This window comes from Nocardia sp. NPDC051929, from assembly GCF_044548645.1.
GTDB classification, from domain to species: Bacteria; Actinomycetota; Actinomycetes; order Mycobacteriales; family Mycobacteriaceae; genus Nocardia; species Nocardia sichangensis.
The window spans coordinates 1-26,610 of record NZ_JBIUCG010000020.1; the positions used below are offsets into that span (position 1 = coordinate 1).

Below are 26,610 nucleotides of genomic sequence, written 5' to 3' on the forward strand. Positions count from 1 at the left end.
CGCGGCCCTCTTATGGCTCGCGTGTGCGCGACCGCCGCTTGCTCCTTCGTCGCGTACGCGGCGGCCGCGCACACGCGAGCCGGGCCGCGAACGGACAGGCTCGGTCTCGCTTCGCTCGAAAGACGTGGTTGCGGTGTGCTGGGCGCGTCGGTGGCGGAGCTCGCTACTCAGTGAGTTTGTAGTGGGCTGGATGTCGGCTCGGCTGCGCCGCTTGCCCCTTCGTCGCGGACGCGGCGGCCGCGCACACGCGAGCCGGGCCGTGACGGCGCATGCTCGGTCTCGTTTCGCTCGAACGACGTGGTTAGGGTGCGCTGGGCGCGTCGGTGGCGGAGCTCGCTACCCCGCATGCGTTCTGGAGTGGGCTGGCCGGCTGTCGGCTCGGCCCGCTTACCGCAAACGTGAGCGGGGCTGGGTCGTTCCAATGACTGCGGCGCTTGGTTTCCGCGAGCCGGGCCGCGAAGAGCGCCTGCTCGGGGTTGCCTCGGTCTGCGCGAGTGGAGGCCGCGCGGTGGGGTGGGACGGTTATCCGACGGACTGCTCGCTTGCCCGAAGGTCGGTCGGGTGGATACTGCGAGGGGTCGATCGTCGCGGTCGGCAGTCGACTGCTACCCGTGAGTAGGGGATCGGGCGGGGCCCGTTACGCTGCACCGCATGCCGTATCTGGAACGCCAAGGGGAAGTGTTCGTCGTCTACCTCGGGTCCGAGGGCGAGACGGACAACGAGAACCGTTTCCACCCGGATTGGATCGACGCGTTCCACGGGCTGCTGGACGAGGTCGAGAGTTCCGTGGGGCCCGCCGCGCTGGTGACGACGGCGACCGGGAAGTTCTTCAGCAACGGTCTGGACACCGATTGGCTGTTCGGCAACCTGGACAAGATGCACGGCTACCTCGACCGCGTGCACTCGCTCTACACCCGCCTGCTCGCATTCCCGCTGCCGACCGTCGCCGCGATCAACGGCCATGCCTTCGGCGCGGGCGCCATGCTGGCCACCTCACACGATTTCCGGGTGATGCGCGCTGATCGCGGCTTCTACTGCCTGCCCGAGGTGCACCTGGGCATGCCGTTCACCATCGGGATGAACGCCCTGCTCACCGAGCGGCTGAGCAACCAGGTCTGCGTGCAGGCGATGACCACCGGCCACCGCTACCCGGCGGACGAGGCGATCGCAGCGGGCATTGTGGACGGCAAGGCCGAAGCCGACGAGCTGCTCGCGACCGCCGTCCAGCGGGCGGCGTCGCTGGCCGGCAACCGCAGGCCCAACCTGCCGGTGATCAAGCGCGCCCTACACGCAAAAGCACTGGCCGGCCTCGCGGTACCGACCACTCCGGAAAACCTGGCCTTCGCCACGAACTGACCCGCCTTCACGGACAGCCCAGGTCCGCGCACGCGAGCCACAAGGGGGCCGCGAACACGCCGCGCGAAAGCGCGGCAAATCGAACACAGTGCGAGACTGTGTTGCATGCCACCATCGCGCAGCGGGCGCCAGGAAGCGCAGCACGACGGCAACGCAGTCTGCGAGGTCGACGCCACCGCTCGCGGTGACGCCGCGATCCGCGCCGCGTCCGCCGAGCTGATCGCGCTCTCGCACGCGATTCACGACGAACCGGAGCTGGCGTTCGAGGAGACCCGCAGCGTCGCCAAGACGATCGTGCCGCTGGCCGAGCGCGGTTTCGAGATCGAGCTGGGCGTGGCCGAGCTGCCCACGGCCTTCCGCGCGCGCTACGGCAGCGGCGCGCTGACCGTCGGCATCTGCGCCGAATACGACGCGCTGCCCGAGATCGGCCACGCCTGCGGGCACAACGTCATCGCCGCCTCCGCGGTGGGCGCGGCGCTCGGTCTCGCCGAGGTCGCGGACGAACTGGATCTCACCGTGCTGGTATTCGGCACACCGGCCGAGGAGAGCGGCGGCGGCAAGGTGCTCATGCTGGAACGCGGCGTGTTCGACGACGTCGCGATGGCGATGATGGTGCATCCGGGTCCGCTCGACATCGTCGGCGCCCGCTCGCTGGCTCTGGCCGACGTGTCGGTGGTTTTCCACGGGCGCGAGGCGCACGCAAGCGCGGCGCCGGAGCAGGGCCGCAACGCGGGCGACGCGGTCACCGTCGCGCAGGTGGCCCTTGGGTTGCTGCGGCAACATCTCCTGCCCGGCCAGCAACTGCACGGTATAGTCGGCGACGGTGGCGTAGCTCCCAACATCGTGCCCGGACGTGCGGAACTGCTGTATTACCTACGCGCAGTCGACTCCGCATCCCTCGACGATCTGATGCGACGAGCGTCGGCTTGCTTCGAGGCGGGCGCCCTCGCGACCGGCTGCACCCACGAAATCCGGACGCTCGCGCCGACGTATACCGAGCTGACCCCGGATCCGGACTTGTTGCTCGTCTATCGCGAGCAGCTCACCGGATTGGGACGCGTGCCGCTCGCTCCGGAGTTCGAGGCGCAGCGGCCGCTGGGCAGCACCGATATGGGAAACGTCACCAATGTCATTCCGGGCATTCACCCGGTCATCGGCATTGATGCCGGTGGTGCGGTGACACATCAGCCAGGCTTCGCCGCGGCCAGCGTCAACGCCTCGGCGGATCGTGCGGTCCTCGACGGTGCGCTCGCGCTCACGCGTACCGCAATCACCGTCGCCCGCGATGACATCCATAGAGACAGGTTGTTGCAACGGCTAGTTCAACGACAGGAGGACATTCGGTGAGCACAACCGGCCGTTCTGCGGCGCCGGCGACGGGCCCGGCAGCGGGCATCCGTGTGGCCACGGAGGGCCCCGGCAGCTCCGCAGTGTCGGAAACCGGGGGATCAGGGCGGGAAGCGGTGGAGTCGTGGCTGGCCGATCACACGGTCGACCTCGTCCAGTGGCGCAGGCACATCCACGCCAACCCGGAACTGTCCCGTACCGAGTTCGGCACCACCGAGTTCGTCTCGGCGTGGCTGACCAAGGCGGGATTGACGCCGCAGGTGCTGCCCGGCGGCACCGGCCTGATCTGTGACCTCGGACCGGACGGACCGCGGGTCGGCCTGCGCGCCGACATGGACGCGCTGCCGCTGCAGGAGTTCACCGGACTGCCCTTCGCGTCGACGGTCCCCGGCGTGTCGCACGCGTGCGGCCACGACGCGCACACCACCATCCTGCTCGGCACGGCGCTGGCGCTGGCCGAGGTGCCGGAGCTGCCGGTCGGCGTGCGGCTGGTCTTCCAGCCCGCCGAGGAGGTCATGCCGGGAGGCGCGATCGACGTGGTCGCCGCCGGCGCGATGGCCGGGGTGGAGCGAATCTTCGCGTTGCACTGCGATCCGCGCCTGGAGGTCGGCCGGATCGGCATCCGCGTCGGCGCGATCACCTCCGCCGCCGACACCATCGAGCTGGTGCTCGACTCGCCGGGCGGCCATACCTCGCGTCCGCACCTGACCAGCGACCTGGTCTACGCCATCGGCTCGGTCATCACGGGCCTGCCCGGCCTGCTCAGCCGCCGTATCGACCCGCGCACCAGCACCGTGATGGTGTGGGGCGCGGTGAGCGCGGGGAAGGCGCCGAACGCCATTCCGCAGACCGGCATGCTCACCGGCACCATCCGCACCGGAGACCACGCGACCTGGTCGTTGCTGGAGCCGATGGTGCGGGAGATCGTCGACGGCCTGCTCGCCCCGACCGGCGTGCGCTACCAGCTGAACTACCGGCGCGGCGTGCCGCCCGTGGTCAACGACGAGCACTCCACCCGCATCTTCGAGGACGCCATTCGCGCACTCGGCCCCGACGCGCTGGCCGACACTCCGCAGTCCGGCGGCGGCGAGGACTTCTCCTGGTATCTGGAGGAGGTGCCGGGCGCGATGGCGCGCCTGGGCGTCTGGTCCGGCGAGGGGGAGCAGCTGGATCTGCACCAGCCGACCTTCGACATCGACGAGCGGGCGCTCGCGGTCGGCGTCCGGGTGCTGAGCAACCTCGCGCTCGGCGCGAGCTCTGTCTGACCTCCAGCGCCTTCGGCGCTGGGTGTTCGCGGCCCCTTATGGCTCGCGTTCGAGCGGGCGAGACTCGCGCGTGCGGCGCATGCGCTTCGCCCCCCCGGACGCGAGCCGGGCCGCGAACGGTGCTCGATGGCCTCGCACTCGACGAGGCCGTGAGCGTGACAGTGGTCCGGCCCGACCGAGAGGGTATGGCCACACCGCAGGCGTTGCGGCGTGACGCGCGGTCAGCCGAAGTTGCCCGGGCCGACGTTGCGGCTGTTGCGGGTGCGTAGAGCGTGCACGTAATCCTCTGGCGCACCGGCCTTTTCGGCGGCATCGGCGATCACGCCCAGGTAGCGGGCGGACGGCAGGCCGCCCTCGTAGGCATCCAGCACGTATAGCCAGGCCAGCGTGGGGTCGCCACCGTCGCCGTTGCGAGTCACGCGAAGGCGGATCTTCTTGTGGATGCCGAAGTCCGAGCCCTCCCAGCGGTCCAGCCGCTGCTCGTCCTCCGGGGACACGTCGTAGAGCACGACGAACACCCGGGAACCGGGATCCTCGACGACCGTCGCGAGAGGCCCTTCCCAGCCGATATCGTCACCGGCGAAGGTGAGCCGCCAGCCCTCCAACCAGCCCGTCCCGGACATGGGGGAGTGCGGACAGCGCTCGAGCATCTGCGTCGAGTCCATGTTGGACCCATAGGCGGCATAGATCGGCACCAGCAAAGGGTAGCCAATAACCTTCGCAGACCGCGTTCGATTGCCGCACCTGCGGCGCGCCGCCCGGCGGGGAACTGTTGCGCACCGGTAACGCGGTCGATCGTGCGAGGTGGTTGCCGGATAACGTTTACCCCGTGCCGGAGATCCCGGCGCGAAGCACGAGCGGAGGTATCAATGACCCGCATCGCGATCATCGGTGGCGGACCGGCCGGCTATGAGGCGGCCCTGGTAGCCGCCCAGCACGGAGCGTCGGTGACGCTGGTCGATTCCGACGGCATCGGCGGAGCGTGCGTGCTGTGGGACTGCGTTCCCTCCAAGACTTTCATCGCCTCGACCGGCGTGCGCACCGACCTGCGCCGTGCTCGCGATCTGGGCATCACCCTCGACCCGGCCCAGGCGCACGTGCAGCTGTCCGAGGTGAACGCGCGCGTCAAGGCGCTGGCGCTGGCGCAGTCCTCCGACATCCGCTCGAAACTGCAGACCGTCGGGGTGACCGTGCTGGCCGGATACGGCGAGCTGATCGATCCGGGCAGCGGCGTGGCCGCGCACCGCGTGCTGGCCAAGCTGGCCGACGGCGCACAGCAGATCATCGAGGCCGAGGTCGTGCTGATCGCGACCGGCGCGAGCCCGCGGGTGCTGCCGGGCGCGGAACCGGACGGCGAGCGGATCCTCAACTGGCGGCAGCTCTACGACCTCGAAGAGCTGCCGGAGACCCTGGTGGTCGTCGGTTCCGGCGTGACGGGTGCGGAGTTCGTCTCCGCCTACACCGAGATGGGCGTGCGGGTGAAGCTGGTCTCCAGCCGCGACCGCGTGCTGCCCGGCGAGGACGCCGACGCGGCGCTCGTGCTGGAGGACGCGCTCGCCGAGCGCGGCGTCGAACTGGTCAAGCACGCGCGCGCCGACGCCGTCGAGCGCACCGCCGACGGCATCGTGGTCAAGCTTTCCGACGGGCGCACCGTGTCCGGCTCGCACGCGCTGATGACCGTCGGCTCGACACCGAACACCACGGGCCTCGGGCTGGAGAAAGTCGGCATCGAACTCGACCGCGGCGGCTATCTGCGGGTGGACCGCGTGTCGCGCACGTCGGTGCCGGGCGTCTACGCCGCGGGGGACTGCACCGGCCTGCTGCCGCTGGCCTCGGTTGCCGCGATGCAGGGACGCATCGCGATGTACCACGCGCTCGGGGAAGGCGTCAGCCCGGTCCGTCTGAAGACCGTTGCCTCCGCGGTGTTCACCCGGCCGGAGATCGCGACCGTCGGCGTCAGCCAGACCGCGATCGACAACGGTGAGGTGCCCGCGCGCACGGTGATGCTGCCGCTGAACACGAATCCGCGCGCCAAGATGTCCGGGCTGCGCCGCGGTTTCGTCAAGATCTTCTGCCGCCCCGCGACCGGCGTGGTGATCGGCGGTGTCGTCGTCGCGCCGATCGCCTCGGAACTGATCCTGCCGATCGCCCTTGCGGTGCAGAACAACCTGACGGTCAACGACCTGGCCCAGACCTTCTCGGTGTACCCGTCGCTCACCGGTTCGGTGACCGAGGCGGCGCGTTTGCTGATGCGACACGACGACCTGGACTGAGCTCGGTTCGGCGCATCCGGTGCCGTGTCCGATCCCGGACATCAGGCCCGGTTAACTCGGTGCGGGCGTGGGACGCGGGCGCTCTTGCCACCCTTGGCTATTCGCTGCGTTGCCCAATATGCGCACATGTGGTTCACTCTCGGCAGAGATGCGATTGAAGGACGGTCGCGGAGTTCGGTGTGGGGGGATGGGTCCTTTCCAAATCGGCACGACCGAACGGCCCGGGTCGTTCGACGGTCAGGCGTCTCACCCAGGGACAACTGAATGCGGCCTGCCGGGCCGCACCCGGGAAGGGAATTGCGAAAAGTGAAACATCGTAAGCCGAGTCGGGCGCAGCGAGCGATGGCGAGCACCTCGTTGCCACTGGCCACAGCGGCTGCCGTGGCCACTCTCTTCGCTGCGCCGGCGGGGGCGGCTCCCAACGATCCGACCACTCCGCCGACGCCTGCTCCGACGCAGCCGGGCGTGAACGAGTCGCCGAGCACCCCGGAAACCACTGCGCCGGAGCCGGGCAAGCCGGAATCCAAGCAGGATCCGCAGAAGCCGGAGAGCAAGCCCACGCCGAGCCAGCCAGGCGTCACCACCCCGGAGTCGGATCATGCCGCGCCGGACCAGAAAGACCCGAAGCTGGCCAAGCCGACCCAGCCGGGCGTGACCCCGCCGCGCGTCGCGCCGCTGCCGGTTCCCGGTCAGCAGAAGCCGAGCGAGCCGCTGCCCGCGGTCGTGCCGGATCAGGCCGCGCCGCAGCCGGGCCAGCAGCAGGCCGCGCCGCAGCCCGGTCAGCAGGCCACTCCGCAGCTGGGTACGCAGAGCGACAACGACAACGCCCAGGCGCGGCAGCCGGAGAGCTCCACGCTGGTGCAGCCGCAGGCGCAGCCGCGCTGGCAGGCCCCGCGTATGGAGGCGGCCCCGGCGGCTCCGGTCGTGGAGATGACCGGCCCGCACGCGGAGATCGGCGCCAACATCGACGGCGGCACCGTCCTGCCGGGTCACGTGGCCAACACCCACCACTTCAGCAACGAGGCCGGTTACGTCGGCACCATCGGCTACCGCACGCCGACCGGCTCGGGTGAAGCGGGCGTCTCGGTGGAGTTCGTCGACAAGAACACGGTCAAGCTGACCACCTACACCGGTGGCGAGGGCCTGGCCGCGAACAACACCACCACGGTGTTCGACACCACCCAGCTGAACCAGGCCAAGGCCGCGGTGGAGGACTGGATCCGGGAGCAGCCGGGCGGATCGGCCGCCCTGGATGCCGCCGCACAGGTTAAGCTTCCGCTTCAGCCGGGCGATTTCGCTCCGCAGACCGCCGACGTGGGTGGTGTCACCACCCAGTGGGGTGGTTCACTCCAGTACTGACACGTGCTGTTTCGACGGGTGGGGCGGTCGTTCGCGGCCGCCCCGCTTGTGTGTCCGGGAAAGGATTGGGTGTGACCTCCGAGGGTGACGCGAGGGAGAACGAATCCGACCAGTCCGGTTCGGAGTTCGGTCCGCCGTTGGGGGAATTCGGGCCGCCGGTGTCCGAATTCGGACCGCCCGTCTCGGAATTCGGTCCGCCTGTTTCGGAATTCGGTCCGCCGATGGGGGCCGACACCGGCCCGCGCTGGCAGGTGCCGCAGCAGCCGACCGATCACCCGGAACTGACTTGGCGGCCCGCGGGCGAGCCGGAAACGACACCCGCACTGCCGTCGCAGTTCCGCGCGCCGGATTCCACGGTTTACGCCGGACCTGCCTCCGCCACGCCCGAGCAGCCTTCTTCCGGCGTCGAGCGCTCGCAGCCCGAGGACGGCGAGCCGCGGGAATCCTGGTGGAACCAGCCGACCGCCGAGGGGGGCGTGCCGAAACCTCCCGCGCCGTCCGAATCGGGTCTGTCCTGGGCCGAGGACCCGATCGCCATGCGGCTGGCGCTGCGCGTCCCCACAACACCGGCGCCCGCCCGGCGCAAGGGCTCCTCGACGCGGTGGATCGTGCTCGGTGCGGTCGCGGCGGTCGTGGCGCTGATCGCGCTGACCGTGACCATCGTGGTGACCAGCGGCAGCGATGAGGACCAGGACGGCACGGCGGCTTCGAGCGGCCCGAGCACCGCGGCGGTGGACTGCCCGACCCGCACCGAGGGCAAGGTCACCTTCGGCAATGGTTCGGGTGACACGAGCAGCGGGATCCGGGCGATTCTCGGCTTCGAGCATGCCTACTATTCCGAGCGCAGCGCTGCCCGCGCGCACACGTTCGTGGCGCCGGGCGCGAACGTCGAGCCACCCGCGGACCTGCAGAAAACCATCGACCAGCACATCCCGCACGGCACGGCCTATTGCCTGCGGATCGCGGAGATCACTCCCGATCGCTTCAACGTCGAGATCACCGAGCGCCATCCCGATGGCACCGAGGCACAGTACTTCCCGGTGATCACGACGGTGACCCTGGACGGGCGGACCCTCATCTATCTGATCGATTGAGTCTGCCTCGCGGTAGGTCGGGCTACCGGGGTTCGCTCCAGCGATGAACGCGGTGCGTGGTGGAACGGGTGCGCCGCGACCGCCGGTGTGCGCAAACCGCGCACGCCGCGGCCGCGGACGACGGATCAGCCGTCGTTGACGCCCGGCTGCAGGTAGTTCGTGACCTGCCACACGTACCCACCGCCGGAGCGCACGCAGCCGAGAACCGCTTTGCGCTGGACTCCATTGCCCACGTCCACATAGTCCTGCGCCGTCGCTCCTGGAACCGTGCACTTCTGACCAGGCTGAGCGGCGTTCGCCGACGGCGCCACAAAGGCCAGTACGCCGGTGGTCAACGCGCCGATAGCAAGGTCGTTGCGTCGGGACGCTGCGGCGGGTGCATGTCGGGCAGTGAGTCGGTCGGTCCAGTCTTGTTGCGTCCGACGGCCCGTTCCACGCCTCGAGTTATCTCACATAATGAGAATAGAATTTCATATCTTGGTAGTCGATGTGAAACAGTGAGGACAACGCGTACCGTGGCGTCCTTTTCTGGAGGTTTCATGACGGCGATCACTCCACCCCTGGCCCGGCGTCTCGAGGGCCTGACGAGTTCGGCGATTCGTGATCTGCTGAAGGTAGCCGCGCGCGACGACGTCATCAGCCTGGCCGGTGGCCTGCCCGACGAGCAATTGATGCCGCGAGACCGGATCGCGCAGGCGGCGGAGTCGGCGCTGGCGGACCGCGCGCGACTGCAGTACACCGAATCGGCCGGGTGGGGGCCGCTGCGTGACGTGCTCGCCGCACGTGAGACGCGGCGGCTGGGGCGGCCGGTGCCGCTCGAGGAGGTGTTCGTCACGCACGGTTCGCAGCAGGCGTTGTCGCTGCTCGCCGAGGTTTTGCTGGATCCGGGCGCGCTCGTCGTGGTCGAGGATCCGGCATACGTCGGCGCGTTGCAGGTGTTCCGGGCCGCCGGATCGCGCATCGTGACGGTCCCGCTCGACGCCGAAGGGATGCGGGTCGACGCGTTGGCCGAACTGCTCGGCCGTGGCGAGCGGCCCGCGGTGGTGCACACGGTGAGCAATTTCCACAATCCGCGCGGTGTCACCATGAGCCCGCGACGTCGGCAGGAACTCGCCGAGCTCGCCGACCGGTTCGGATTCTGGGTGATCGAGGACGATCCCTACGGCGAACTGTGGTTCGACCGGCCGTCGCCGGAACCGATCGCGACGTATTCACCCAACGTGATCCGGCTGTCGAGCGTGTCGAAGATTCTGGCGCCGACCTTGCGGGTGGGCTGGATGACCGCGCCGAACGCGGTGTGCAGGGGTGTGGAACTGCTGAAGCAGGGCGCGGACCTGTGCGGGTCGGCCCTGACCCAACAGATCGCCGCCGATCTGCTCGCCGATGCGGACTGGCTGACCGGGCAGGTCGAGGAGATCCGGCGGGTCTACGGTGCGCGGGCGCGTGTCCTGGTCGACGAGCTGCGCACCCGCTTCGGTGACCGCCTGGTGAGCACCGATGCGGCGGGCGGCATGTTCGTGTGGGTCGACTTCACCGATGGGACCGACGCCGTGGACTTGTTGCCCCGCGCCATCGATCTCGGCGTCGCCTACGTCCCCGGCGAGGCATTCGCGGTGTCCGGCGGCCACCGGAATTCGATGCGCCTGTGCTTCACCACCTCCGACGCGGCGACGCTGCGTGAGGCGATCGAGCGGTTGGCGCGCGCGATAGGTGAATAGATCCAGGGACAACCACTTTCGATTGCCGCCGGATGGTTCGCGCGATTATGTCGCGGACGTGCGAGCGTAGTCGTCGTCTCGCTCACGCGGGGCGTCGCTTGCCTTGCCCCTGCCGGGGTAGGTGTTCGTCGGTGGCAGGTCTACTGTGACGACCCGTGCCGCGACGCTTCGCGAGGTCGAGGAGCGTGCCCGGTCCGCCCGTCAGTCCACCCAGCCGTACGTGCGCTCGACCGCCTTGTTCCACGCGGCGAAGCGCTCGTCCCGTTCCGCCTCCGGCATGGTCGGGTGCCAAGTTTTGTCGGCGGTCCAGTTGTCGCGGATGTCGTCGGTGCCCGACCAGTAGCCGACGGCGAGCCCGGCCGCGTACGCCGCACCCAGCGCGGTGGTCTCGTTGACCACCGGGCGCACCACGGGCACGTCGAGGACGTCGGACTGGAACTGCATGAGCAGGTCGTTGGCGACCATGCCGCCGTCCACCTTCAGCGTGGTCAGCTCCAGGCCGAGCCGCTGGGACTCGGCGTCCGCGCGCATCGCGTCGACCACCTCGCGGGTCTGGAACGCGGTGGATTCCAGCACCGCCCGCGCCAGGTGCGCTTTGGTGACGAAACGCGTGAGCCCGGCGATCACGCCGCGCGCGTCCGGACGCCAGCGGGGGGCGAACAGCCCGGAAAAGGCGGGCACGATGTAGGCGCCGCCGTTGTCGTCGACGCTACGGGCCAGCGGCTCGATCTCGTCGGCGGAGGAGATGATGCCGAGATTGTCGCGGAACCACTGCACCAGCGAACCGGTGACCGCGATGGAGCCCTCCAGGGCGTACACCGCGTCCGCGGCACCCAGGCGATAACACACCGTGGTGAGCAGGCCGTGTTTGCTGAACACCGGCGTGGTTCCGGTGTTCAGCAACATGAAATTGCCGGTGCCGTACGTGTTCTTGGCCTCGCCGGGTGACAGGCACGCCTGGCCGAAGGTGGCGGCCTGCTGGTCGCCGAGGATGCCCGCCACCGGCACCCCGGCCAGTGGCCCGGAATCGATCGGCGCGTAGACCTCCGAGGAACTGCGCACCTGCGGCAGCATCGACTCCGGCACGCCGAACTCCCGGCAGATCGCCGAATCCCATTGCAACGAGCGCAGATCCAGCAGCATGGTGCGGGAGGCATTGGTCACGTCGGTGATGTGCTCGCCGGTGAGCTTCCACAACACCCAGCTGTCGACGGTGCCGAAGCACAGCTCGCCCGCCTCGGCGCGCTCCCGCACGCCAGGCACGTTGTCCAGGATCCAGCGCAGCTTCGGCCCGGCGAAATAGGTGGACAGCGGCAGGCCGGTGCGATCCTGGTAGCGGCCCGGTCCCGCGTCGCCGCCCAATTCGGCGCACAGCCGGTCGGTACGGGTGTCCTGCCAGACGATCGCGTTGTACACCGGACGACCGGTCTCGCGGTCCCACACCACGGTCGTCTCACGCTGATTGGTGACGCCGACCGCGGCGATGTCGTCCGCGCCGAGGCCGTTGCGCTCCAGAACGTCACCGAGGACGAATTCGGTATTGCGCCAGATGGTTTCGGGATCATGCTCGACCCAACCCGGCTGCGGGAAGATCTGCTCGTGCTCCCGCTGGGCGACGCCGACGACGCGCCCCTGCCGGTCGAAGACGATGCACCGACTCGAGGTCGTGCCCTGGTCGATGGCGGCCACATAGCGACGCATGCTGGCAGTGTATTTAACCGCGACTTCGTCGCGGCTGTGTTTGTTTTTCCAGCGCCTGCGGCGCTGGGTGTTCGCGGCCCCTTATGGCTCGCGTTTGCGCGACCGCCGCTTGCTCCTTCGTCGCGGACGCGGCGGCCGCGCAAACGCGAGCCGGGCCGCGAACGGCGGATGCTCGGTCTCGCTTCGCTCGAAAGACGTGGTTGGGGTGCGCTGGGCGCGTCGGTGTAGGAACTCGCTACCAGGTGCACGCGGTTGTAGTGCTGGCTGCGGGTCCGGCGGTCTGTTTCTCCTTTCGTCGTGTACGCGGCGGCCGCGCAAACGCGAGCCGGGCCGCGAAGGGTGGATACTCGGTCTCGCTTCGCTTCGAAGGCGTGGGTGCGTCAGGGTCGAGGCTTGCTACCGGGTGCGAGCGGTTGGTGGTAGCTCTGGTGTCGGCTCGATCGGTTCGGCGAGTTGTCGGGTACGAGTCGGCTGTGTTGGCCGCCGGCGCGTGTGACTCGTCCGGGACTGCCCGGAGGGGCAGGCGTGTTGGCCGTTCGGGCTGTGGCGGGGCGCGTGCGACTCGTGGGGCGAATTCGAGACGTTGTGCATGAGGCCGCAGTAGTTGCCGGTCCGCCGGGGTGTTTTGCCCTGCCTGGGCGGCTGCTCGGTCTCGGTTCGGTCGCAATTGTGCTGGGTCTGATGAGGCGATCCGGTCGTTGTGGCGGCGGGGTTGTGAGTGCGGGAGTGTGCTGTTGTGTGGCTCACTGGGCGGTGGGGACGGGTCGCCGCTCGGCTAGGGTTGGGATTGTTACCGACGAGTAGGACGGGGCGACACGGGCCGGGGCGCGGGCGGTCGATTCGCGGCGGTTCGCCTAGCCTGGATCTGAACGCTCGATCGGACACATCCGCTGGAGGAGTCGAGCATGGCGAAGAAACCGGAATCGCAGCTTCTCGGGCCGGAGCAGCGCAGTGCGGCCTGGGAGCGCTTCGGCAAAGATCATTTCGATGTGGTCGTCGTCGGTGGGGGCGTGGTCGGGGCCGGCATCGCGTTGGACGCGGCGACCAGGGGCTTACAGGTCGCTTTGGTCGAAGCCCGCGATTTCGCGTCCGGGACGTCCAGCCGGTCGTCGAAGATGTTCCACGGCGGACTGCGCTACCTCGAGCAGCTGGAGTTCGGATTGGTGCGCGAGGCGCTGCGCGAGCGCGAGCTCGCGCTGTCCATGCTGGCGCCGCACCTGGTCAAGCCGCTGCGCTTCCTGTACCCGCTGACCAACCGCGTGTGGGAGCGTCCGTACGTGGCGGCGGGCCTGGTCCTGTACGACACCATGGGCGGGGCGAAATCCGTTCCCGGGCAACGGCATCTCACGCGCGCGGGCGCGTTGCGGCTGGCGCCCGGGTTGCGGCGCGATTCGCTGATCGGCGGTGTCAGCTACTACGACACGGTCGTCGACGACGCACGCCACACCATGATGGTGGCGCGCACGGCCGCGCACTACGGTGCGGTGATCCGCACGTCCACCCAGGTCGTCGGGTTCCTGCGGGAAGCCGACCGGGTGGTCGGCGTGAAGGTGCGCGACACCGAGGACGGTCGCGCGGGCGAGGTCCGTGGACATGTGGTGATCAACGCGACCGGCGTGTGGACCGACGAAGTCCAAGCTCTGTCGCATCAGCGCGGCCGGTTCCATGTGCGGGCCTCCAAAGGCGTGCACATCGTGGTCCCACGCGACCGGATCGTGAGCGACACCGCGATCATCCTGCGCACCGCCACATCGGTGCTGTTCGTCATTCCCTGGGGCGCGCATTGGATCATCGGCACGACCGACACCGAGTGGAATCTCGACCTCGCGCATCCGGCCGCGACCAAGGCCGATATCGACTATCTGCTGGAACGGGTGAACCAAGTACTGGTTCAGCCACTCACGCCGGACGACATCGACGGCGTGTACGCGGGCCTTCGCCCGTTGCTGGCCGGGGAGAGCGACGAGACCTCCAAGCTCTCACGTGAACATGCCGTCGCCCGGGTCGCACCCGGTCTGGTCGGCATCGCGGGTGGCAAGTACACCACCTATCGTGTGATGGCTCTCGACGCGGTGGACGAAGCGGCGCAGGACATACCGGCCCGGGTCTCACCGTCGATCACGGCGAAGGTGCCGCTGCTCGGCGCCGACGGCTATTTCGCGCTGGTCAACCAGACGGTGCAGCTGGCCGAGACCTACGGGGTGCATCCGTACCGGATCAAGCACCTGCTGGATCGGTACGGCTCGCTGATCGCCGATGTGATGGCCTTCGCCGAGGACCAACCCGAACTGCTGCAACCGATCACGGACGCGCCGTCCTATCTCCAGGTGGAGGCGGTCTACGCGGCGGCGGCCGAGGGCGCCCTGCATCTCGACGACATCCTGGCCCGGCGGACCCGGATCTCGATCGAGTACCCGCACCGCGGAGCCAATTGCGCAGAGCAGGTGGCCCGGCTGGTCGCGCCCGTCCTGGGCTGGGACGACGAGGAGATCGACCGGGAGGTACGCACTTATCAGGCGCGGGTCGAGGCGGAGATCCAATCGCAGACCCAACCGGACGACGCCTCCGCCGATGCCCTGCGGATCGCCGCGCCCGAGCCGCGCCCGCAGATCCTGGAGCCGGTGCCGTCGGAGGGCTGAGTGTGGTCAGTCGGGCGCTTCCATCGCCATGGCCCAGCCGACCAGCGAGCGCAGGTAGCGCAGCACCAGTTCGTCCGGATACGCGCTCGGGTCGGTGAGGTGCAGCCGGGCCAGTTCCTCCATGGCGGCCAACAGGATTCGCTCTGTCGGACCATTCGGATCCACGGTGACCCCGAGGTATCTGGACAGATGACGCGCGCCGATCGCCCGCGCGTATGCGCGACCGAGCGCGAGTCGCTCGCGCAGCTCCGGCGGCCCGCCGTCGAACGGGCTGAGCATGATCCGCCAACTGGTCGGCGCGGCGCGCAGGTAGGCGAGGATGCCGCGACCGACCCGGTCCATGTCACCGTGGTCCCAGTCCACGCTGCGCACACCGGCGAAGGCGATGGCCGACTCGCGGTCCAGCAGCGCCGACGTCAGCCCGGACAGGTCGGTGAACTGCTGGTACACCAGCGCACGGGCGACCCGCGCTTCGCGGGCCACCCGGTCGATGCTCACCGCGCCGAAGCCTTCGGTGGCGACGATGTCGCGCGCCACGTTCAGCAGCTGGGTACGGCGGTCGGCGGCGGACATCCGGCGCTTCGGCCGCGCCTCGCTGGTACCGCGCTCGGCCGTGGAGCGGTCGGTGGTCACGCCGTCGAAGGTAGCTCGAGCAGCAGCTCGACCGCCCGCGCCGCGCTCTGCGCCGCGCTTTCCATCGTCGCCGACCAGTCGGTGGCGGTCCAGTCACCCGCGAGGGTCAAAGTGGGCACCGAGGTGCGCTGGCTCGGGCGCAACGCGTGGTTGCCGACGACTTGGGAGAAGGTGGCTTTCGGCATGCGGACGACTTGGGCCTGTACCACGTTCGCCGCTCGCGCCGCCGGATAGTAGCGGCGCAGCAGCGCCATCTGCTCGGCGACGATCTCGTCGCCGGACTTGTGGATCTGTTCGTAGGCGCCACTGGTGGTCAGGCAGTACAGCCAGGCCTTCGCGGTACTGCGCCCGGTCATCCGCTGGCGATCGAAGACCTCGTCGATGACGCCGGTGCCGCCGATCAGCGCCTCGAACTCGGCCGTGGTCCCCAGTGGGCGATCGAGATAGAGGTTGGTGCTGACGATCGGCGTGTAGCCGAGTTTGTCGGCCGCCGCGTAGATCTCGGCGTGCTCGGGTAGATCGTCGAGCAGGCCGCCGATGTTCGAGTTGGGCACGGCGCACACCACCGCGTCGGCCGGGATCGTGCTGCCGTCCGCCAACGCGACGCCGCTGGCCTTCCCGTCCACGATGTGGATCCGGCGCGCCACGGCTCGATAGCGCACCTGCACGCCGTGCTTCTCGAAGACACGCAACGCCCCGGTGACATACAACGTGTCCAGATCGGTGGTCGGATAACCGATGTCGACGGCCTGCCGGTGCCGCAGGCCCAGCCGGATGCCCGTGGCCATCACATCGGCGAACACCTTCGCCGACTCCCGCTGGACCGGCTCCGCCGCGATGCCGAGCGCCAGCCAATCCCACAGTGCTTCCCGGGCTTTGGCGGGCATGCCGACCCGGTCGAACCATTGCTCGGTGGTGAGGCCGGGCAGGTCGGCGGGCTGACGCAGGCACTGCCAGCCGAGCCGGAGCGTGGCGATCGTCGCGCGCACGCGCTCCAGCGGGTTCGCATCGGGATGCGCGCCGGAGAGCGTGCGCAGCGCGGCGATTCCTTTGGTGCGCATGGTGACGCTGCGGCCGTCGGGCCAGCGCAGTGTGCCGCCATGTGGGAAAGCGACGTACTGCCGTGTGCCGACGCTGTTCAGATAGCGGAACAGGTGGTCGTATCCGCTGGCGATCACGTGCTGGCCGTTGTCCGGTGGATCGTCCACCGCCGCGGCGCGCATGGCGTGGGTGCGCCCGCCGAGCCTGCCTCTGCGTTCGAGCAGGGTGACCTGCTTGCCCGCTTCCGCCAGCCAGACCGCCGAGGCGAGCCCGGCCAGGCCGCCCCCGATCACCACGTATCGCCGTGGGTCGCCCATGCCGCCTCCCGCCATAACTGACAAATTGTAAGTTAGGTGGGCGGGAAGTGCTCGTCAAGAGTTGTCGGCCGATATCGGCTGTAAGGCAGCGAATTAGCGCGCGGCGTGGCGGATCGCCGTGTCGGAAACCGGGACTCGCGGCATCGGATCAATCGGCCGGGATGGGCTGACATCGAGGGCAGAAGAAGATGCCCCGCTCTCGCTGCACCACGCGGTCGTGATCCGGTGCGGTGTCACCGAGTAGGTCGGCGACGAGTGGGGTGCCGCAGCGCTGGCACGGACGGTGTGTTCGGCCGTAGGCCAGAGCGCGCCGCGGCGGCTTGGCCACCGATTCGGCGAGGATGCGGTGTGCTTCATTGACCATGGCCAACAGGTCCGGGACGTCGCCGACCCTGGTCGCGGGGTGGACGCGGCGCAGGAAACACACCTCGCTGCGGAAGATGTTCCCGATACCGGCGAGATTGCGCTGATCCAGCAGCGCGACGCCGATGGGTTGATCCGGATACCGCGCCAATCGCCGGACGGCTTCCGCCGCATCCCAATCCGGGCCCAGCAGATCGGGTCCGAGATGGTCGACGATGCGGTGCTCGTGGCCCACCCGCACGACCTCGACGGTGCCCAAGGAGAACCCGACGGCTTCGACGTCCGCGGTGCTCAAGACGACTCGTGCGGCGACGCGCGGTTTCGTCCAGCGCTGTCCGCAGTGGAACACGCGCCAGCTGCCCTCCATCTTCAGGTGGGTGTGAACGCTCACGGTGGGCGTGCGGATGAACAGGTGTTTTCCGTAACTGCCGACGCTTTCGATCACCTGTCCGCGCAGATCCACCGTCGCGTATCGCGGTACGCGGAAGTCGCTGCGCGTCAGTTCTTTGCCCTCCAGCGCGGTGCGAAGCCGTTTCGCGGCGAGAAAGACGGTGTCCCCCTCAGGCATACGGCAGCTCCGCCGAGTCGGCGCGGAATCGCGGGCTCACGGGCGGCTCCGGAGGCGCAGGCCGCGGGGGGTGGCGGAGAAGCCGGCTTCGGTGAGGAACCCGGCGAACGTGTTGCCATGCACGGTGTCTCCGTTGATCCGGTCGATGACCAGCGAGTCCACCCGGCGGCGGTGGACCAGGCCGGCGAGCGCCGCGGCGGCGGCGCGGCGGGCGCCGGGGTCCTCGGTGAAGGTGAGCAGGGTCTTGCCGCCCCGCTCCAGATACAGCACCAGTTCACCGTCGACGAGCACGACGAGCGCTCCGGCTTTGCGTCCGGGGCGATGCCCGCCCTCCACGTCGCTCTTCGGCCAAGCCAGAGCGGCGCCGTATGGGTTCGCCGGATCGGACGCGGCCAGCGCCAGTACCGTGCCGGTCGGCTCCCTGGACTCGGGACGGGCGCGTTCCGGGTCGAAGGAGCGCAGCCGGTCCACCACGTCGGTGGTGGAGAACTGCGCGCCGCCCAGCGAATCGACGAAATAACCGCGGCGGCAGCGTCCTCGGTCCTCGAACTCCGTGAGCACCCGGTACATCAGCGCGAACCCGCCCGGCACGCCCTCGTTCTGCACCGAGCCCCTGGTCAGCACGCCGTACCGCTCCAGGAGCAGGTCCGCGGTCGCGTGGGCGCGCAGCGTGTTGTCCGAGACTCGCTCCGGGAGCAAAGACCATCTCCCGGCGGCCGAGGGCGGGCCGGAACGGGTGGGCATGCTCGGCCGGGGCAGGTAGGCCCGTCCTCGCGGGGCGCGGCGGGGCGTGCGGTGGGCCGTCGTGGTCCGGGCCGTGCCGGAAAGCAACGCCCGTACCGGCGCGAACGTGTCACCGGAAACCATTCCGGCCCAAACCAATTCCCACAGTGCTGCGGCCGCAGCGGTGTCGTCGAGCAGGCCGGTGGCATCCGAGAGTTGCCGGAAGAAGTACGCGCCGCCGCCCTGCGGCACGGGTATCAGTCGTTCCGCGGGAGCGCCGGAGATCGAATGTCCCGCACCGGCCGCGTCTTCCGAGCCGACCGGTGATCGTCGGCCACGTCGGCCGTTGTCCGACTCGTTCGGTGTGGCGCCACCGGCCGTCTCGGCGGATCGCCTGCGCGCGCCGCGACCGTCGGACGCACTGCCGGTCGGCGGATCCGGCTCGTCCAACGGCACGGGCGGTCGATCCGGCACGGTTTCCGCGGGGCCGGGTGGCGTCCATGGCACGAAGGTCGCGCCGAGCGCGGCGAGCAGGCGTAATTGGACATCGGTGAGATCGACCTCGTCCGGCGGCGCGAGGGTGAACGGCGCCTGCTCGGCCGGATGCAGGGCGATCCAGCCGTCCTTGGCGGTGATGGCGCCGTGCCCGGACCAGATCACCTCACCCGTCGCCATGAGCTCGTCGAGCATGGCCGGGGTGTAATCACGCACCCGCGCGGGCAGGACGAGCGATTCCCAGGCGGACGCCGGGATCGGCACGCCCGCAAGCTGTTCCACGACGGCCGCCACGCCGTCGACGCCGCGCAGTTCGCCGCTGCCGACGTGCTGCCAGGACGGGAGAAAGCGCCCGAACGCGGCGGTCGAGACCGGCTCGACCTCGTGCCTGGCGGCGGCGAGCGATCTGCGGCGCAGCCGGCGCAGCACCTGCGCGTCGCACCACTCCGCCCCGGCGGCTCCGGGCGTGAACTCCCCCTCGACCACCCGTTTTTCGATGGCGAGCCGGTGTAGTGCGGTGGCGGCGACCGCGGTGCCGAGCCCGAACCGGGCTGCCACCGCCTCCGTGCCGAACGGGCCGTGTGTGCGGGCGTAGCGGCCGACCAGATCGCCGAGCGGATCGGCCACCGGCTCGATGAACGCCGATGGTGTGCCGATCGGCAGCGGAACCCCGAGCGCGTCGCGCAGCCGGGCCGCGTCCTCCACCGCGACCCACCAGCTGCGCCCCGCGAAGGAGACCTCCAGCGCACGGCGTGCGGACACGAGGCTCTCGAACCAGGCGACGGGATCCTCGTCGGAGCGCTCGGCGGCTTCGGCGGCGGTGAGCGGCCCGAGCAGCCGCAACAGATCCGCCAAGCCCTCGGCGTCGCGCGCGTGCCGCTCCGGAGTGAGCCGCTGCAGTTCTCGCTCGGTTTGCTCGATGACCGCGGCGTCGAGCAGTTCGCGCAGCTCGACCCGGCCGAGCAACTCGGCGAGCAGACCGGAATCGAGCGAGAGCGCGGCGGCGCGCCGCTCGGCCAGCGGGCTGTCGCCGTCGTACATGAACTGCCCGATGTAGTCGAACAGCAGGGCGTTGGCGAACGGTGACGGCGTCGCGGTCTCCACCTCGACCAGCCGTATCCGGCGCCGCCCCACCTGTCCGAGCAGGTCGCGCAGCGACGGCAGGTCGTAGACGTCGCGCAGGCATTCGCGCACCGTCTCCAACAGGATCGGGAATTCGGGGAACTTGCGCGCCACGTCCAGCAACTGGGCCGAGCGCTGCCGCTGCTGCCACAGCGGCGCTCGCTTGCCCGGGTCGCGGCGCGGCAGCAACAATGCGCGGGCGGCGCATTCGCGGAACCTCGAGGCGAACAGCGCCGAGCCGCCCACCTGCTCGGTGACGATGTCATCGATCTCGTCGGACTCGAAGACGAACAGTTCGGCGCCGGGCGGATCGTCGGTGGTATCGGGCAGCCGCACGACGATGCCGTCGTCGGAGGCGTTCGGCGCGGCGTCCACGCCGAACCGTTCGCGCAGCCGCGCCCCGATGGCCAGCGCCCAGGGGGCGTGGACCGGAAGACCGTAGGGGGAGTGCAGCACCAGCCGCCAGTCGCCTAGTTCGTCGCGGAACCGCTCCACCACCAGCGTGCGGTCGGTGGGCAGATGTCCGGTCGCGGTGCGCTGTTCGTCCAGGAGTGTGAGCAGGTTGGCGGTCGCGTTGTCGTCGAGACCGGCGGAAAGCATGATATCCGCGACGCGCTCCGGTACCGCGGGCGCGCGACCCGTGCCGTTGGGTATCGAATCCGCCTGCGCGCGAGTCTGTTTCGACGCCTTCGGAGGTGTGCCCGCATCGCGCCGTGCGGTCTTCCCGGCACCCGTGGACGCCTCGGCGGCGAGGTCCTGCGCGACCGTGCGCACGAATTCGCCGAGCGCAGCGCCGAGTTCGGCGGGCCGACCGAGCCCGTCGCCGTGCCAGAACGGCAACCGCCCCGGCTGTCCGAACGCGGGCGTGACCAGCACCCGATCGAAGGTGATCTCCTCGATCCGCCAGCTCGTCGCCCCGAGCGCGAACACGTCGCCGACCCGGGACTCGTAGACCATCTCCTCGTCGAGTTCCCCCACCCGGGAGGCCTTCTCGCCCACCATGTACACCGCGAACATGCCGCGATCGGGGATCGCTCCGCCCGAGGTCACGGCCAGCCGTTGCGCGCCGGGCCGCCCGGTGAGCGTGCCCGCGTCGCGATCCCAGACCAGCCGGGGACGCAGTTCGGCGAACTCGTCGGACGGATACCGCCCCGAGAGCAGGTCCAGCACCGATTCGTAGGCCGAGCGCGGCAGCGACGCGTAGCTGCCGGTGCCGCGCACGACGTCGAACCACGCGTCGACGTCGATCGGGTCCAGCGCGCACGCGGCGACGGTCTGTTGCGCGAGGATGTCCAACGGATGCGCCGGGATCTGGATCGCCTCGATCTGTCCGGCCGTCATCCGCCGCGACGCCACCGCGCAATGGATGACGTCGGTGCGGTGTTTGGGGAAGATCACCCCGCGGGAGATCTCGCCGACCTGGTGCCCGGCCCGCCCGATCCGCTGCAATCCGCTGGCCACCGAGGGCGGCGCCTCCACCTGGACCACCAGGTCGACCGCGCCCATGTCGATGCCGAGTTCCAGGCTGCTGGTCGCGACGACGCAGCGCAGCCGCCCGCTCTTGAGATCGTCTTCGATCAGCGCTCGCTGCTCCTTGCTGACCGAACCGTGGTGCGCGCGCGCCAGCAGGGGCCCCGCGCCGTGGATCACCTCGGTGGACGGGCCGAGCTGGGCGGGCGGCTTGTGCCCGGTCTCCACCGGCTCGCCCAGCCGCGCCGCGTAGGCCTCGTTCAGCCGGGCGGTGAGCCGCTCGGCCAGCCTGCGGGAGTTCGCGAACACGATCGAGGACCGGTGCTCCAGCACGAGTTCGACGATCGCCTCGTCCACGTGGGGCCAGATCGATCCAGGCTGGTCGGAGTCGCCGGGCTCGGTCATGTCCGCCACCGGCACGCGCACCGACAGGTCGAACGTCTTGGGCGCGGGCGGCGCGACCAGGGTGATCGGCGCGTTGCCGACCAGGAACCGGCCGACTTCCTCCGGCGGCCGGACGGTCGCCGACAGCCCGATGCGCTGGGCGGCCCGCTCGGTCAGCAGATCCAGCCGGGCCAGCGACAGCGCCAGGTGCGAACCGCGCTTGGAACCGGCGATCGCGTGCACCTCGTCCACGATCACCGTGCGCACGTCCCGCAGCGTCTCGCGGGCCGCCGAGGTGAGCATGAGGAACAGCGACTCCGGCGTGGTGATCAGGATGTCCGGCGGGGTGCGCAGCATGGACCGCCGATCGGACGTGCTGGTGTCGCCGGAACGGACCCCGACGGTGATCTCCGGCGGCTCCAGTCCCAGGCGTTTCGCCGTCTGCGTGACGCCGACCAGCGGCGCTCGCAGATTGCGTTCCACGTCCACCGCCAGCGCCTTCAGCGGGGACACGTACAGCACGGAAGTGCCTGCCCGCTCCGGCCGCCGTTCCCGGCCGGCCAGCTGGTCTATCGCCCACAGGAACGCCGAGAGCGTCTTGCCGGACCCCGTGGGCGCGACGACCAGAGTGTGCTCGCCCGCCGCGATCGCCTTCCACGCGCCCAGCTGAGCGGAGGTCGGCGCGGGGAACGCGCCGTCGAACCACTCCTGGGTCGCGCGGGAGAACGGGGCCATGGATTCAAGTGTGCACCGGCCCACCGACAAGCACGCCCGTACCGTTTCACGAGCGAAGCGGGAGCAATCGAACAACGGCCGTCGACGCCGGGCCGTACGCTTCGACAGGTGCAAAAAGTGCTCAGACTCGACCTGGTCAGCCATGGGATGACCGAGGCGATGCGGAAGGCACGGTTCCCGGTGGACGAATCGCTCACCGAGGCGGGCAGGCGGGCGGTGGCCGGATGCGGGCCGCTCACCGCCGCGCGCGTGCTCACCGGCCCGGAACGCCGGACGGTGGAGACCGCCGCGTTGCTGGGGCTGCTGCCGGATGAGGAGGACAACCGGCTGCGCGACCTGGACGCGGGCGCGTGGCGCGGCGGCGAACTTATGTCGGTGCCCCAGGATGAGCTGTACGCCTGGTTGACCGACCCGGCGTTCCGCGGGCACGGCGGCGAGTCCGTGCTGGACGTGATCGAACGGACCAGGCTCTGGATGGCCGAGGTCGCCGCGCGGTCGGTGTCCACGATCGCGGTCACCCACCCGGCGGTCGTCCGGGCCGCGCTGCTGGTGACGCTGGACGCTCCACCGAAGTCGTTCTGGCGCATCGATATCCCGCCCGGCAGCGTCACCCGCCTGCACTATCGCGGCGAATGGACGCTGCACTTCACGGCCTGAGCCGGGATACCGACCGCTCGAGGGGGTGGCTTTCGGGCCGAGCCGGGCTAGTGTCTGAGACTATGAGTAACAACAAAGGGTCGCAGCGGCGCGGCCTGGCCATCGGATGCGGTGGCACCGTGGGGGCGGCCTGGATCGTCGCCGCCCTCGTCGCCGCCCGGGACGTGCTCGACTGGGATCCGCGCGAGGCGGACGTGCTGCTCGGCACGTCGGCGGGTGCGGAGACGGTGACGATGCTCGGCAGTGGCGTTTCGGTGGACGACCTGGTCGCGTTGCAGCGCGGCACCGCGACCGACCCGATCCTGCGCGAGCACCGCGCCGCCGAGCCAGGCCGGTTTCCGCCGCTGCCGCGCCCGCGGCTCGGCTCGCCCCGACTGCCGCTGCGTCGCCAGGAGCCGGGCCAGGCGCTGTTGGCCGCGGGCAGCGGACTGCTGCCGGTCGGCGGTGGCGACCCGGGCTGGCTGCAACGGCTGGCCGAACGACTGAACCCCGGCCGCGACTGGGTGCCGCATCCGGCGACCCGGCTGGTGGCGATGGACTACGCGACGGGCGAGCGCGTCGCGTTCGGCGCGCCCGGTGCGCCCGCCGCGACCATCGGCGCGGCACTGCGGGCATCGTGGGCTGTGCCCGGCTGGTTCCCTCCGGTCACCATCGGGGGCCGCCGCTTCGTCGACGGCGGCGCGGGCTCCACGGCCTCGGTGGACCTGCTCGTCGCCGAGAACTTGGACGAACTCCTCGTGCTGGCTCCGATGGCCTCCGCGGCCCGGATCCCGGCGACCGGCCCTGGGCACCTGCTGGAACGGCAGCTGCGCAACCGGATGAGCGACAAGCTCCGCACCGAGATCGCACGACTGCGCGCCGCGGGCACGAAGGTGCTGTTCGTTGGCGCGACCGCCGATGACCTCGCGGTGACGGGACCGAACTTCATGGACGGCCGCCGCCGTCTCGCCACCTTCGAACACGGCCTGCGCAGTACCCGTCGCACGCTCGAACAAGGAGCATTCGTATGAGAATCCTCGGATCCGGTTACCCCGCGATCGACCTGCGCGAGGCGACAGTCCTGATCACCGGAGGCGGGCGGGGAATCGGCCGGGCCACCGCGGAATTATTCGCCGCGAAAGGATCCCGGGTCGTAATCGCCGACGTGGACAAACCCGCCGCCGAGGAGACGGCCGCCGCGATCGGGGCGAGCGCGTTCGAACTCGACGTGCGTTCGCGCGGGCAATGGGACGCGGTGACCGCTGCGGTCGGCGGAATCGACGTGCTGGTCAACAACGCCGGTGTCATGCCTGCGGGCGCGTTCCTGGACGAACCGGACGTGGTCGGTCAGGCCACGCTGGATATCAACGTCTGGGGTCTCATCCACGGCATGCGCGCCGTCGCGCCGGGCATGATCGAGCGTGGTCGCGGCCATGTCGTCAACGTCGCCTCGCTGGCGGGCAAGGTCCCGATTCCGGGGCTGGCCGTGTACAACGCGAGCAAGTTCGCCGCGGTCGGTCTCTCGGCGGCGACCCGCCTGGAATTCGCCGGGCATGGCGTCAGTGTCAGCTGCGTCCTGCCGTCGGCCGTGCGAACCCGCCTTTCCTCGGGATTGACACTCGGCCACGGCATGCCGACCGTCGACCCGGAAGACGTCGCCGGCGCGATCGTGCGCACCTGCGTCACCCGCAAAGCCGAGGTGGCCGTGCCGAATTACCTCGGCCCGCTCGACATCGCATTGGCGGCCGCGCCGGAACGCGCGGTGCGCCTGATCCGGGGCCTGTTCGACGGGGATCGCGCGTTGCACCCGGCCGACGAGAAGGTCCGCGCGCAGTACGAGAAAGAGGTGCGTTCCATCAGCTGATGCAACGAAAAGCGGCCCGGGAGAAGCACTCCCGGGCCCGCTTGTCTTCTGGGTTCAGCAGCTGGTCGGTGCGGGTTCGCCGCGGAACCTGGCCTCGACGTAGTTCCACGCGTCCGCGAATCCGGCGGCGGCCGCGGTCAGGTGCTCGGAGATGTCGACGGTATGGAACGTCAACCGCGCACCCGCCTTGCAGTACCGGTCGGCGACCTCGGCGACCGGGTTGTAGAAGGTGAGGGTGTCGAAGCGGCCCTGCCACATGTAGGTCGGCACAGTCGGAACGCCGTCGAAGTACTTCAGGCTGTTCTCCCGCAGGACGGCGTGCGCCTCCGGGCTGTCCATCAGGCTCTTGGACGCCGCCATCTGCTCCGCGCTGCGGAAGGCGCCGTGGAAGAGCAGGAATCGGCGGCAGGCGTCGTGGGTGAATTCCCGGAACCACAAACCGTTCTCGTTGAGCTGATCGGAGATCGGCAGCCGGTCCGGGTACTCCCGCTCCAGCCCCATGGCGGCGGCGAATGCGAGGCCGAATCCGGGGTGCGGCTCGAAGCCGAGCGCCATCGCCATCTCCTCCAGGTCGGCGGGGATGCCACCGGCCACGGCGGTGGTGAGTTTCAGATCCGGCGCGTAGGTGGGTTGCATGGCGGCGGCCCACGCGGTGGCCATGCCGCCGCCGGAGTAGCCCGCGATGGCGACGGGGGAGTCGGACAGCCCCAGTTCGGCGACCTTGCGGACGGCCTTCACGCTGTCGAGGGTCATCATTCCGGCCAGGCGCGCGGCGCCGTAGGCGGAGGTGGGGCCCAGATAGTCCGGCAGCGAGATCGCCCATCCGCGTCCGATGGGCAACATCGCGCCGACCGCGTCCTGTAGTTCGCCGTTGAACAGCGAGCGCGACGGATTGCACTGGGTGCCGAGGGAATTGATCAGCGCCTGGTAGGAGACCAGCGGCGGATTCTTCACCCCGGCGGGCATCAGGACCGTTGTGATGCCCATGACGGGCTTGCCCTGCGAATTGGTGGAGCGGAACGCGACTTGCCAGCCCTCGGTCCCGACATACATACCGGTGTCGATCCTGCGGCTCCGTACGACGTCGCCCGGGGTGAGCGCCCCCAGGTCGGGCGGCGCGGTGTAGAAGGGATCGGGATCGGGAGTGGGATAGAGGGGTTGCGCAGTAGCGGGCAGGCCGAGCAGGCCGAGCGAGACGATGCTCACCAGCAAGATCGCGATCCTGAACGGAACTCTGGACACGGGTTTCCTTCGAAAGTCAGCCGTCACCGACCCACCGCCCCGCGGGCACGCCGCGACGTCGGTGCTTCGGACGCACCGGCACTACACGAGAACCGCAGCGAACCTTCACTGCGGGGCGGAGCAGAAGGAACCGCCGCCGTGGGCACCCTGAGTCGATCATGGCGGACTGCCGCACCTCCTTCGACTCCGGGACCGCCGGTAGCCGCGAAGGCGGCACCATCCGCTGCGAAGATAGCGCCCGACATTCTCCGGACGCCGCTTCGGA

19 protein-coding genes are annotated in these 26,610 nt (G+C 69.8%); 11 read left to right on the plus strand and 8 right to left on the minus strand.

Features of this window, described 5'->3' with window-relative positions:
- Positions 1-651: 651 nt before the first annotated feature.
- The 3 genes from ACIHAX_RS25995 to ACIHAX_RS26005 all read left to right on the plus strand — a co-directional run bounded on the left by ACIHAX_RS25995 (position 652) and on the right by ACIHAX_RS26005 (position 3,968).
- A complete protein-coding gene (locus ACIHAX_RS25995) occupies positions 652-1,356 on the plus strand; it encodes an enoyl-CoA hydratase-related protein (RefSeq protein ID WP_355081354.1) in 705 nt (234 codons plus the stop codon).
- A 105-nt stretch (positions 1,357-1,461) separates the two neighbouring features.
- Positions 1,462-2,703 (plus strand): M20 family metallopeptidase, encoded by a 1,242-nt coding sequence (locus ACIHAX_RS26000; protein ID WP_397280079.1) that lies wholly within the window; start codon positions 1,462-1,464, stop codon positions 2,701-2,703.
- Positions 2,704-2,819: 116 nt separating this feature from the next.
- Entirely contained in the window at positions 2,820-3,968 is a 1,149-nt protein-coding gene (locus tag ACIHAX_RS26005) for a M20 family metallopeptidase (RefSeq protein WP_397280207.1), read from the plus strand.
- A gap of 221 nt (positions 3,969-4,189) precedes the next feature.
- Here the strand turns inward: ACIHAX_RS26005 and ACIHAX_RS26010 are convergent, their stop codons facing one another.
- A complete protein-coding gene (locus ACIHAX_RS26010) occupies positions 4,190-4,663 on the minus strand; it encodes a gamma-glutamylcyclotransferase (protein WP_195088143.1) in 474 nt (157 codons plus the stop codon).
- Positions 4,664-4,837: 174 nt separating this feature from the next.
- On the opposite strand from ACIHAX_RS26010, the gene ACIHAX_RS26015 reads away from it, so the two are divergent.
- The 3 genes from ACIHAX_RS26015 (at position 4,838) to ACIHAX_RS26025 (ending at position 8,694) form a co-directional block, all read left to right on the plus strand.
- The gene (locus tag ACIHAX_RS26015) at positions 4,838-6,241 is read left to right on the plus strand and encodes an NAD(P)H-quinone dehydrogenase (RefSeq protein WP_355081358.1); all 1,404 of its coding nucleotides are present in this window, start codon (positions 4,838-4,840) and stop codon (positions 6,239-6,241) included.
- A gap of 465 nt (positions 6,242-6,706) precedes the next feature.
- On the plus strand, positions 6,707-7,600 hold the full coding sequence (locus tag ACIHAX_RS26020) for a hypothetical protein (protein WP_355081360.1): 894 nt from the start codon (positions 6,707-6,709) through the stop codon (positions 7,598-7,600).
- A gap of 71 nt (positions 7,601-7,671) precedes the next feature.
- The gene (locus tag ACIHAX_RS26025) at positions 7,672-8,694 is read left to right on the plus strand and encodes a hypothetical protein (RefSeq protein ID WP_364437727.1); all 1,023 of its coding nucleotides are present in this window, start codon (positions 7,672-7,674) and stop codon (positions 8,692-8,694) included.
- A 125-nt stretch (positions 8,695-8,819) separates the two neighbouring features.
- On the opposite strand, the gene ACIHAX_RS26030 is transcribed toward ACIHAX_RS26025, so the two are convergent.
- On the minus strand, positions 8,820-9,029 hold the full coding sequence (locus ACIHAX_RS26030) for a hypothetical protein (RefSeq protein WP_364437724.1): 210 nt from the start codon (positions 9,027-9,029) through the stop codon (positions 8,820-8,822).
- A 204-nt stretch (positions 9,030-9,233) separates the two neighbouring features.
- On the opposite strand from ACIHAX_RS26030, the gene ACIHAX_RS26035 reads away from it, so the two are divergent.
- The gene (locus ACIHAX_RS26035) at positions 9,234-10,412 is read left to right on the plus strand and encodes a PLP-dependent aminotransferase family protein (RefSeq protein ID WP_364437721.1); all 1,179 of its coding nucleotides are present in this window, start codon (positions 9,234-9,236) and stop codon (positions 10,410-10,412) included.
- A gap of 201 nt (positions 10,413-10,613) precedes the next feature.
- On the opposite strand, the gene glpK is transcribed toward ACIHAX_RS26035, so the two are convergent.
- Positions 10,614-12,113, minus strand: a complete 1,500-nt coding sequence (glpK, locus tag ACIHAX_RS26040; RefSeq protein ID WP_364437718.1) for a glycerol kinase GlpK — start codon at positions 12,111-12,113, stop codon at positions 10,614-10,616.
- A gap of 905 nt (positions 12,114-13,018) precedes the next feature.
- Between glpK and ACIHAX_RS26045 the strand changes: the two genes are divergently transcribed.
- On the plus strand, positions 13,019-14,752 hold the full coding sequence (locus ACIHAX_RS26045; RefSeq protein WP_364433314.1) for a glycerol-3-phosphate dehydrogenase/oxidase: 1,734 nt from the start codon (positions 13,019-13,021) through the stop codon (positions 14,750-14,752).
- Positions 14,753-14,758: 6 nt separating this feature from the next.
- Here ACIHAX_RS26045 and ACIHAX_RS26050 read toward each other — a convergent pair whose 3' ends face one another.
- The 4 genes from ACIHAX_RS26050 to ACIHAX_RS26065 form a co-directional block, all read right to left on the minus strand.
- A complete protein-coding gene (locus tag ACIHAX_RS26050) occupies positions 14,759-15,325 on the minus strand; it encodes a TetR/AcrR family transcriptional regulator (RefSeq protein ID WP_397280209.1) in 567 nt (188 codons plus the stop codon).
- A gap of 56 nt (positions 15,326-15,381) precedes the next feature.
- Positions 15,382-16,743 carry a hydroxysqualene dehydroxylase HpnE gene (gene hpnE / locus ACIHAX_RS26055; protein ID WP_364433311.1) on the minus strand — a complete coding sequence of 454 codons (1,362 nt, stop codon included), beginning with the start codon at positions 16,741-16,743 and terminating at the stop codon, positions 15,382-15,384.
- A 148-nt stretch (positions 16,744-16,891) separates the two neighbouring features.
- Entirely contained in the window at positions 16,892-17,674 is a 783-nt protein-coding gene (locus ACIHAX_RS26060) for a DNA-formamidopyrimidine glycosylase family protein (RefSeq protein WP_397280084.1), read from the minus strand.
- A 36-nt stretch (positions 17,675-17,710) separates the two neighbouring features.
- On the minus strand, positions 17,711-22,603 hold the full coding sequence (locus tag ACIHAX_RS26065) for an ATP-dependent helicase (protein ID WP_397280086.1): 4,893 nt from the start codon (positions 22,601-22,603) through the stop codon (positions 17,711-17,713).
- A gap of 108 nt (positions 22,604-22,711) precedes the next feature.
- Between ACIHAX_RS26065 and ACIHAX_RS26070 the strand changes: the two genes are divergently transcribed.
- From ACIHAX_RS26070 to ACIHAX_RS26080, 3 genes are all read left to right on the plus strand, one after another.
- Complete coding sequence (locus ACIHAX_RS26070; RefSeq protein ID WP_039796212.1) at positions 22,712-23,260, plus strand: histidine phosphatase family protein; 549 nt, start codon at positions 22,712-22,714, stop codon at positions 23,258-23,260.
- A gap of 62 nt (positions 23,261-23,322) precedes the next feature.
- Positions 23,323-24,270, plus strand: a complete 948-nt coding sequence (locus ACIHAX_RS26075; protein WP_364433303.1) for a patatin-like phospholipase family protein — start codon at positions 23,323-23,325, stop codon at positions 24,268-24,270.
- On the plus strand, positions 24,267-25,103 hold the full coding sequence (locus ACIHAX_RS26080) for an SDR family oxidoreductase (protein ID WP_364433300.1): 837 nt from the start codon (positions 24,267-24,269) through the stop codon (positions 25,101-25,103). The genes ACIHAX_RS26075 and ACIHAX_RS26080 overlap by 4 nt, the downstream gene beginning before the upstream one ends.
- A 54-nt stretch (positions 25,104-25,157) precedes the next feature.
- Here ACIHAX_RS26080 and ACIHAX_RS26085 read toward each other — a convergent pair whose 3' ends face one another.
- Positions 25,158-26,312 (minus strand): lipase family protein, encoded by a 1,155-nt coding sequence (locus tag ACIHAX_RS26085; RefSeq protein WP_397280211.1) that lies wholly within the window; start codon positions 26,310-26,312, stop codon positions 25,158-25,160.
- Between the last annotated feature and the right edge of the window lie 298 nt (positions 26,313-26,610).

What these genes read in the sequence shown, in the direction of transcription:
- glpK (WP_364437718.1), bottom strand. Translation starts at nt 12,113, where the DNA reads ATGCGTCGCTATGTGGCCGCCATCGACCAGGGCACGACCTCGAGTCGG.
- hpnE (WP_364433311.1), bottom strand. Translation starts at nt 16,743, where the DNA reads ATGGGCGACCCACGGCGATACGTGGTGATCGGGGGCGGCCTGGCCGGG.
- ACIHAX_RS26045 (WP_364433314.1), top strand. Translation starts at nt 13,019, where the DNA reads ATGGCGAAGAAACCGGAATCGCAGCTTCTCGGGCCGGAGCAGCGCAGT.
- ACIHAX_RS26035 (WP_364437721.1), top strand. Translation starts at nt 9,234, where the DNA reads ATGACGGCGATCACTCCACCCCTGGCCCGGCGTCTCGAGGGCCTGACG.
- ACIHAX_RS26080 (WP_364433300.1), top strand. Translation starts at nt 24,267, where the DNA reads ATGAGAATCCTCGGATCCGGTTACCCCGCGATCGACCTGCGCGAGGCG.
- ACIHAX_RS26050 (WP_397280209.1), bottom strand. Translation starts at nt 15,325, where the DNA reads ATGTCCGCCGCCGACCGCCGTACCCAGCTGCTGAACGTGGCGCGCGAC.
- ACIHAX_RS26075 (WP_364433303.1), top strand. Translation starts at nt 23,323, where the DNA reads ATGAGTAACAACAAAGGGTCGCAGCGGCGCGGCCTGGCCATCGGATGC.
- ACIHAX_RS26015 (WP_355081358.1), top strand. Translation starts at nt 4,838, where the DNA reads ATGACCCGCATCGCGATCATCGGTGGCGGACCGGCCGGCTATGAGGCG.
- ACIHAX_RS26065 (WP_397280086.1), bottom strand. Translation starts at nt 22,603, where the DNA reads ATGGCCCCGTTCTCCCGCGCGACCCAGGAGTGGTTCGACGGCGCGTTC.
- ACIHAX_RS26060 (WP_397280084.1), bottom strand. Translation starts at nt 17,674, where the DNA reads ATGCCTGAGGGGGACACCGTCTTTCTCGCCGCGAAACGGCTTCGCACC.
- ACIHAX_RS26000 (WP_397280079.1), top strand. Translation starts at nt 1,462, where the DNA reads ATGCCACCATCGCGCAGCGGGCGCCAGGAAGCGCAGCACGACGGCAAC.
- ACIHAX_RS25995 (WP_355081354.1), top strand. Translation starts at nt 652, where the DNA reads ATGCCGTATCTGGAACGCCAAGGGGAAGTGTTCGTCGTCTACCTCGGG.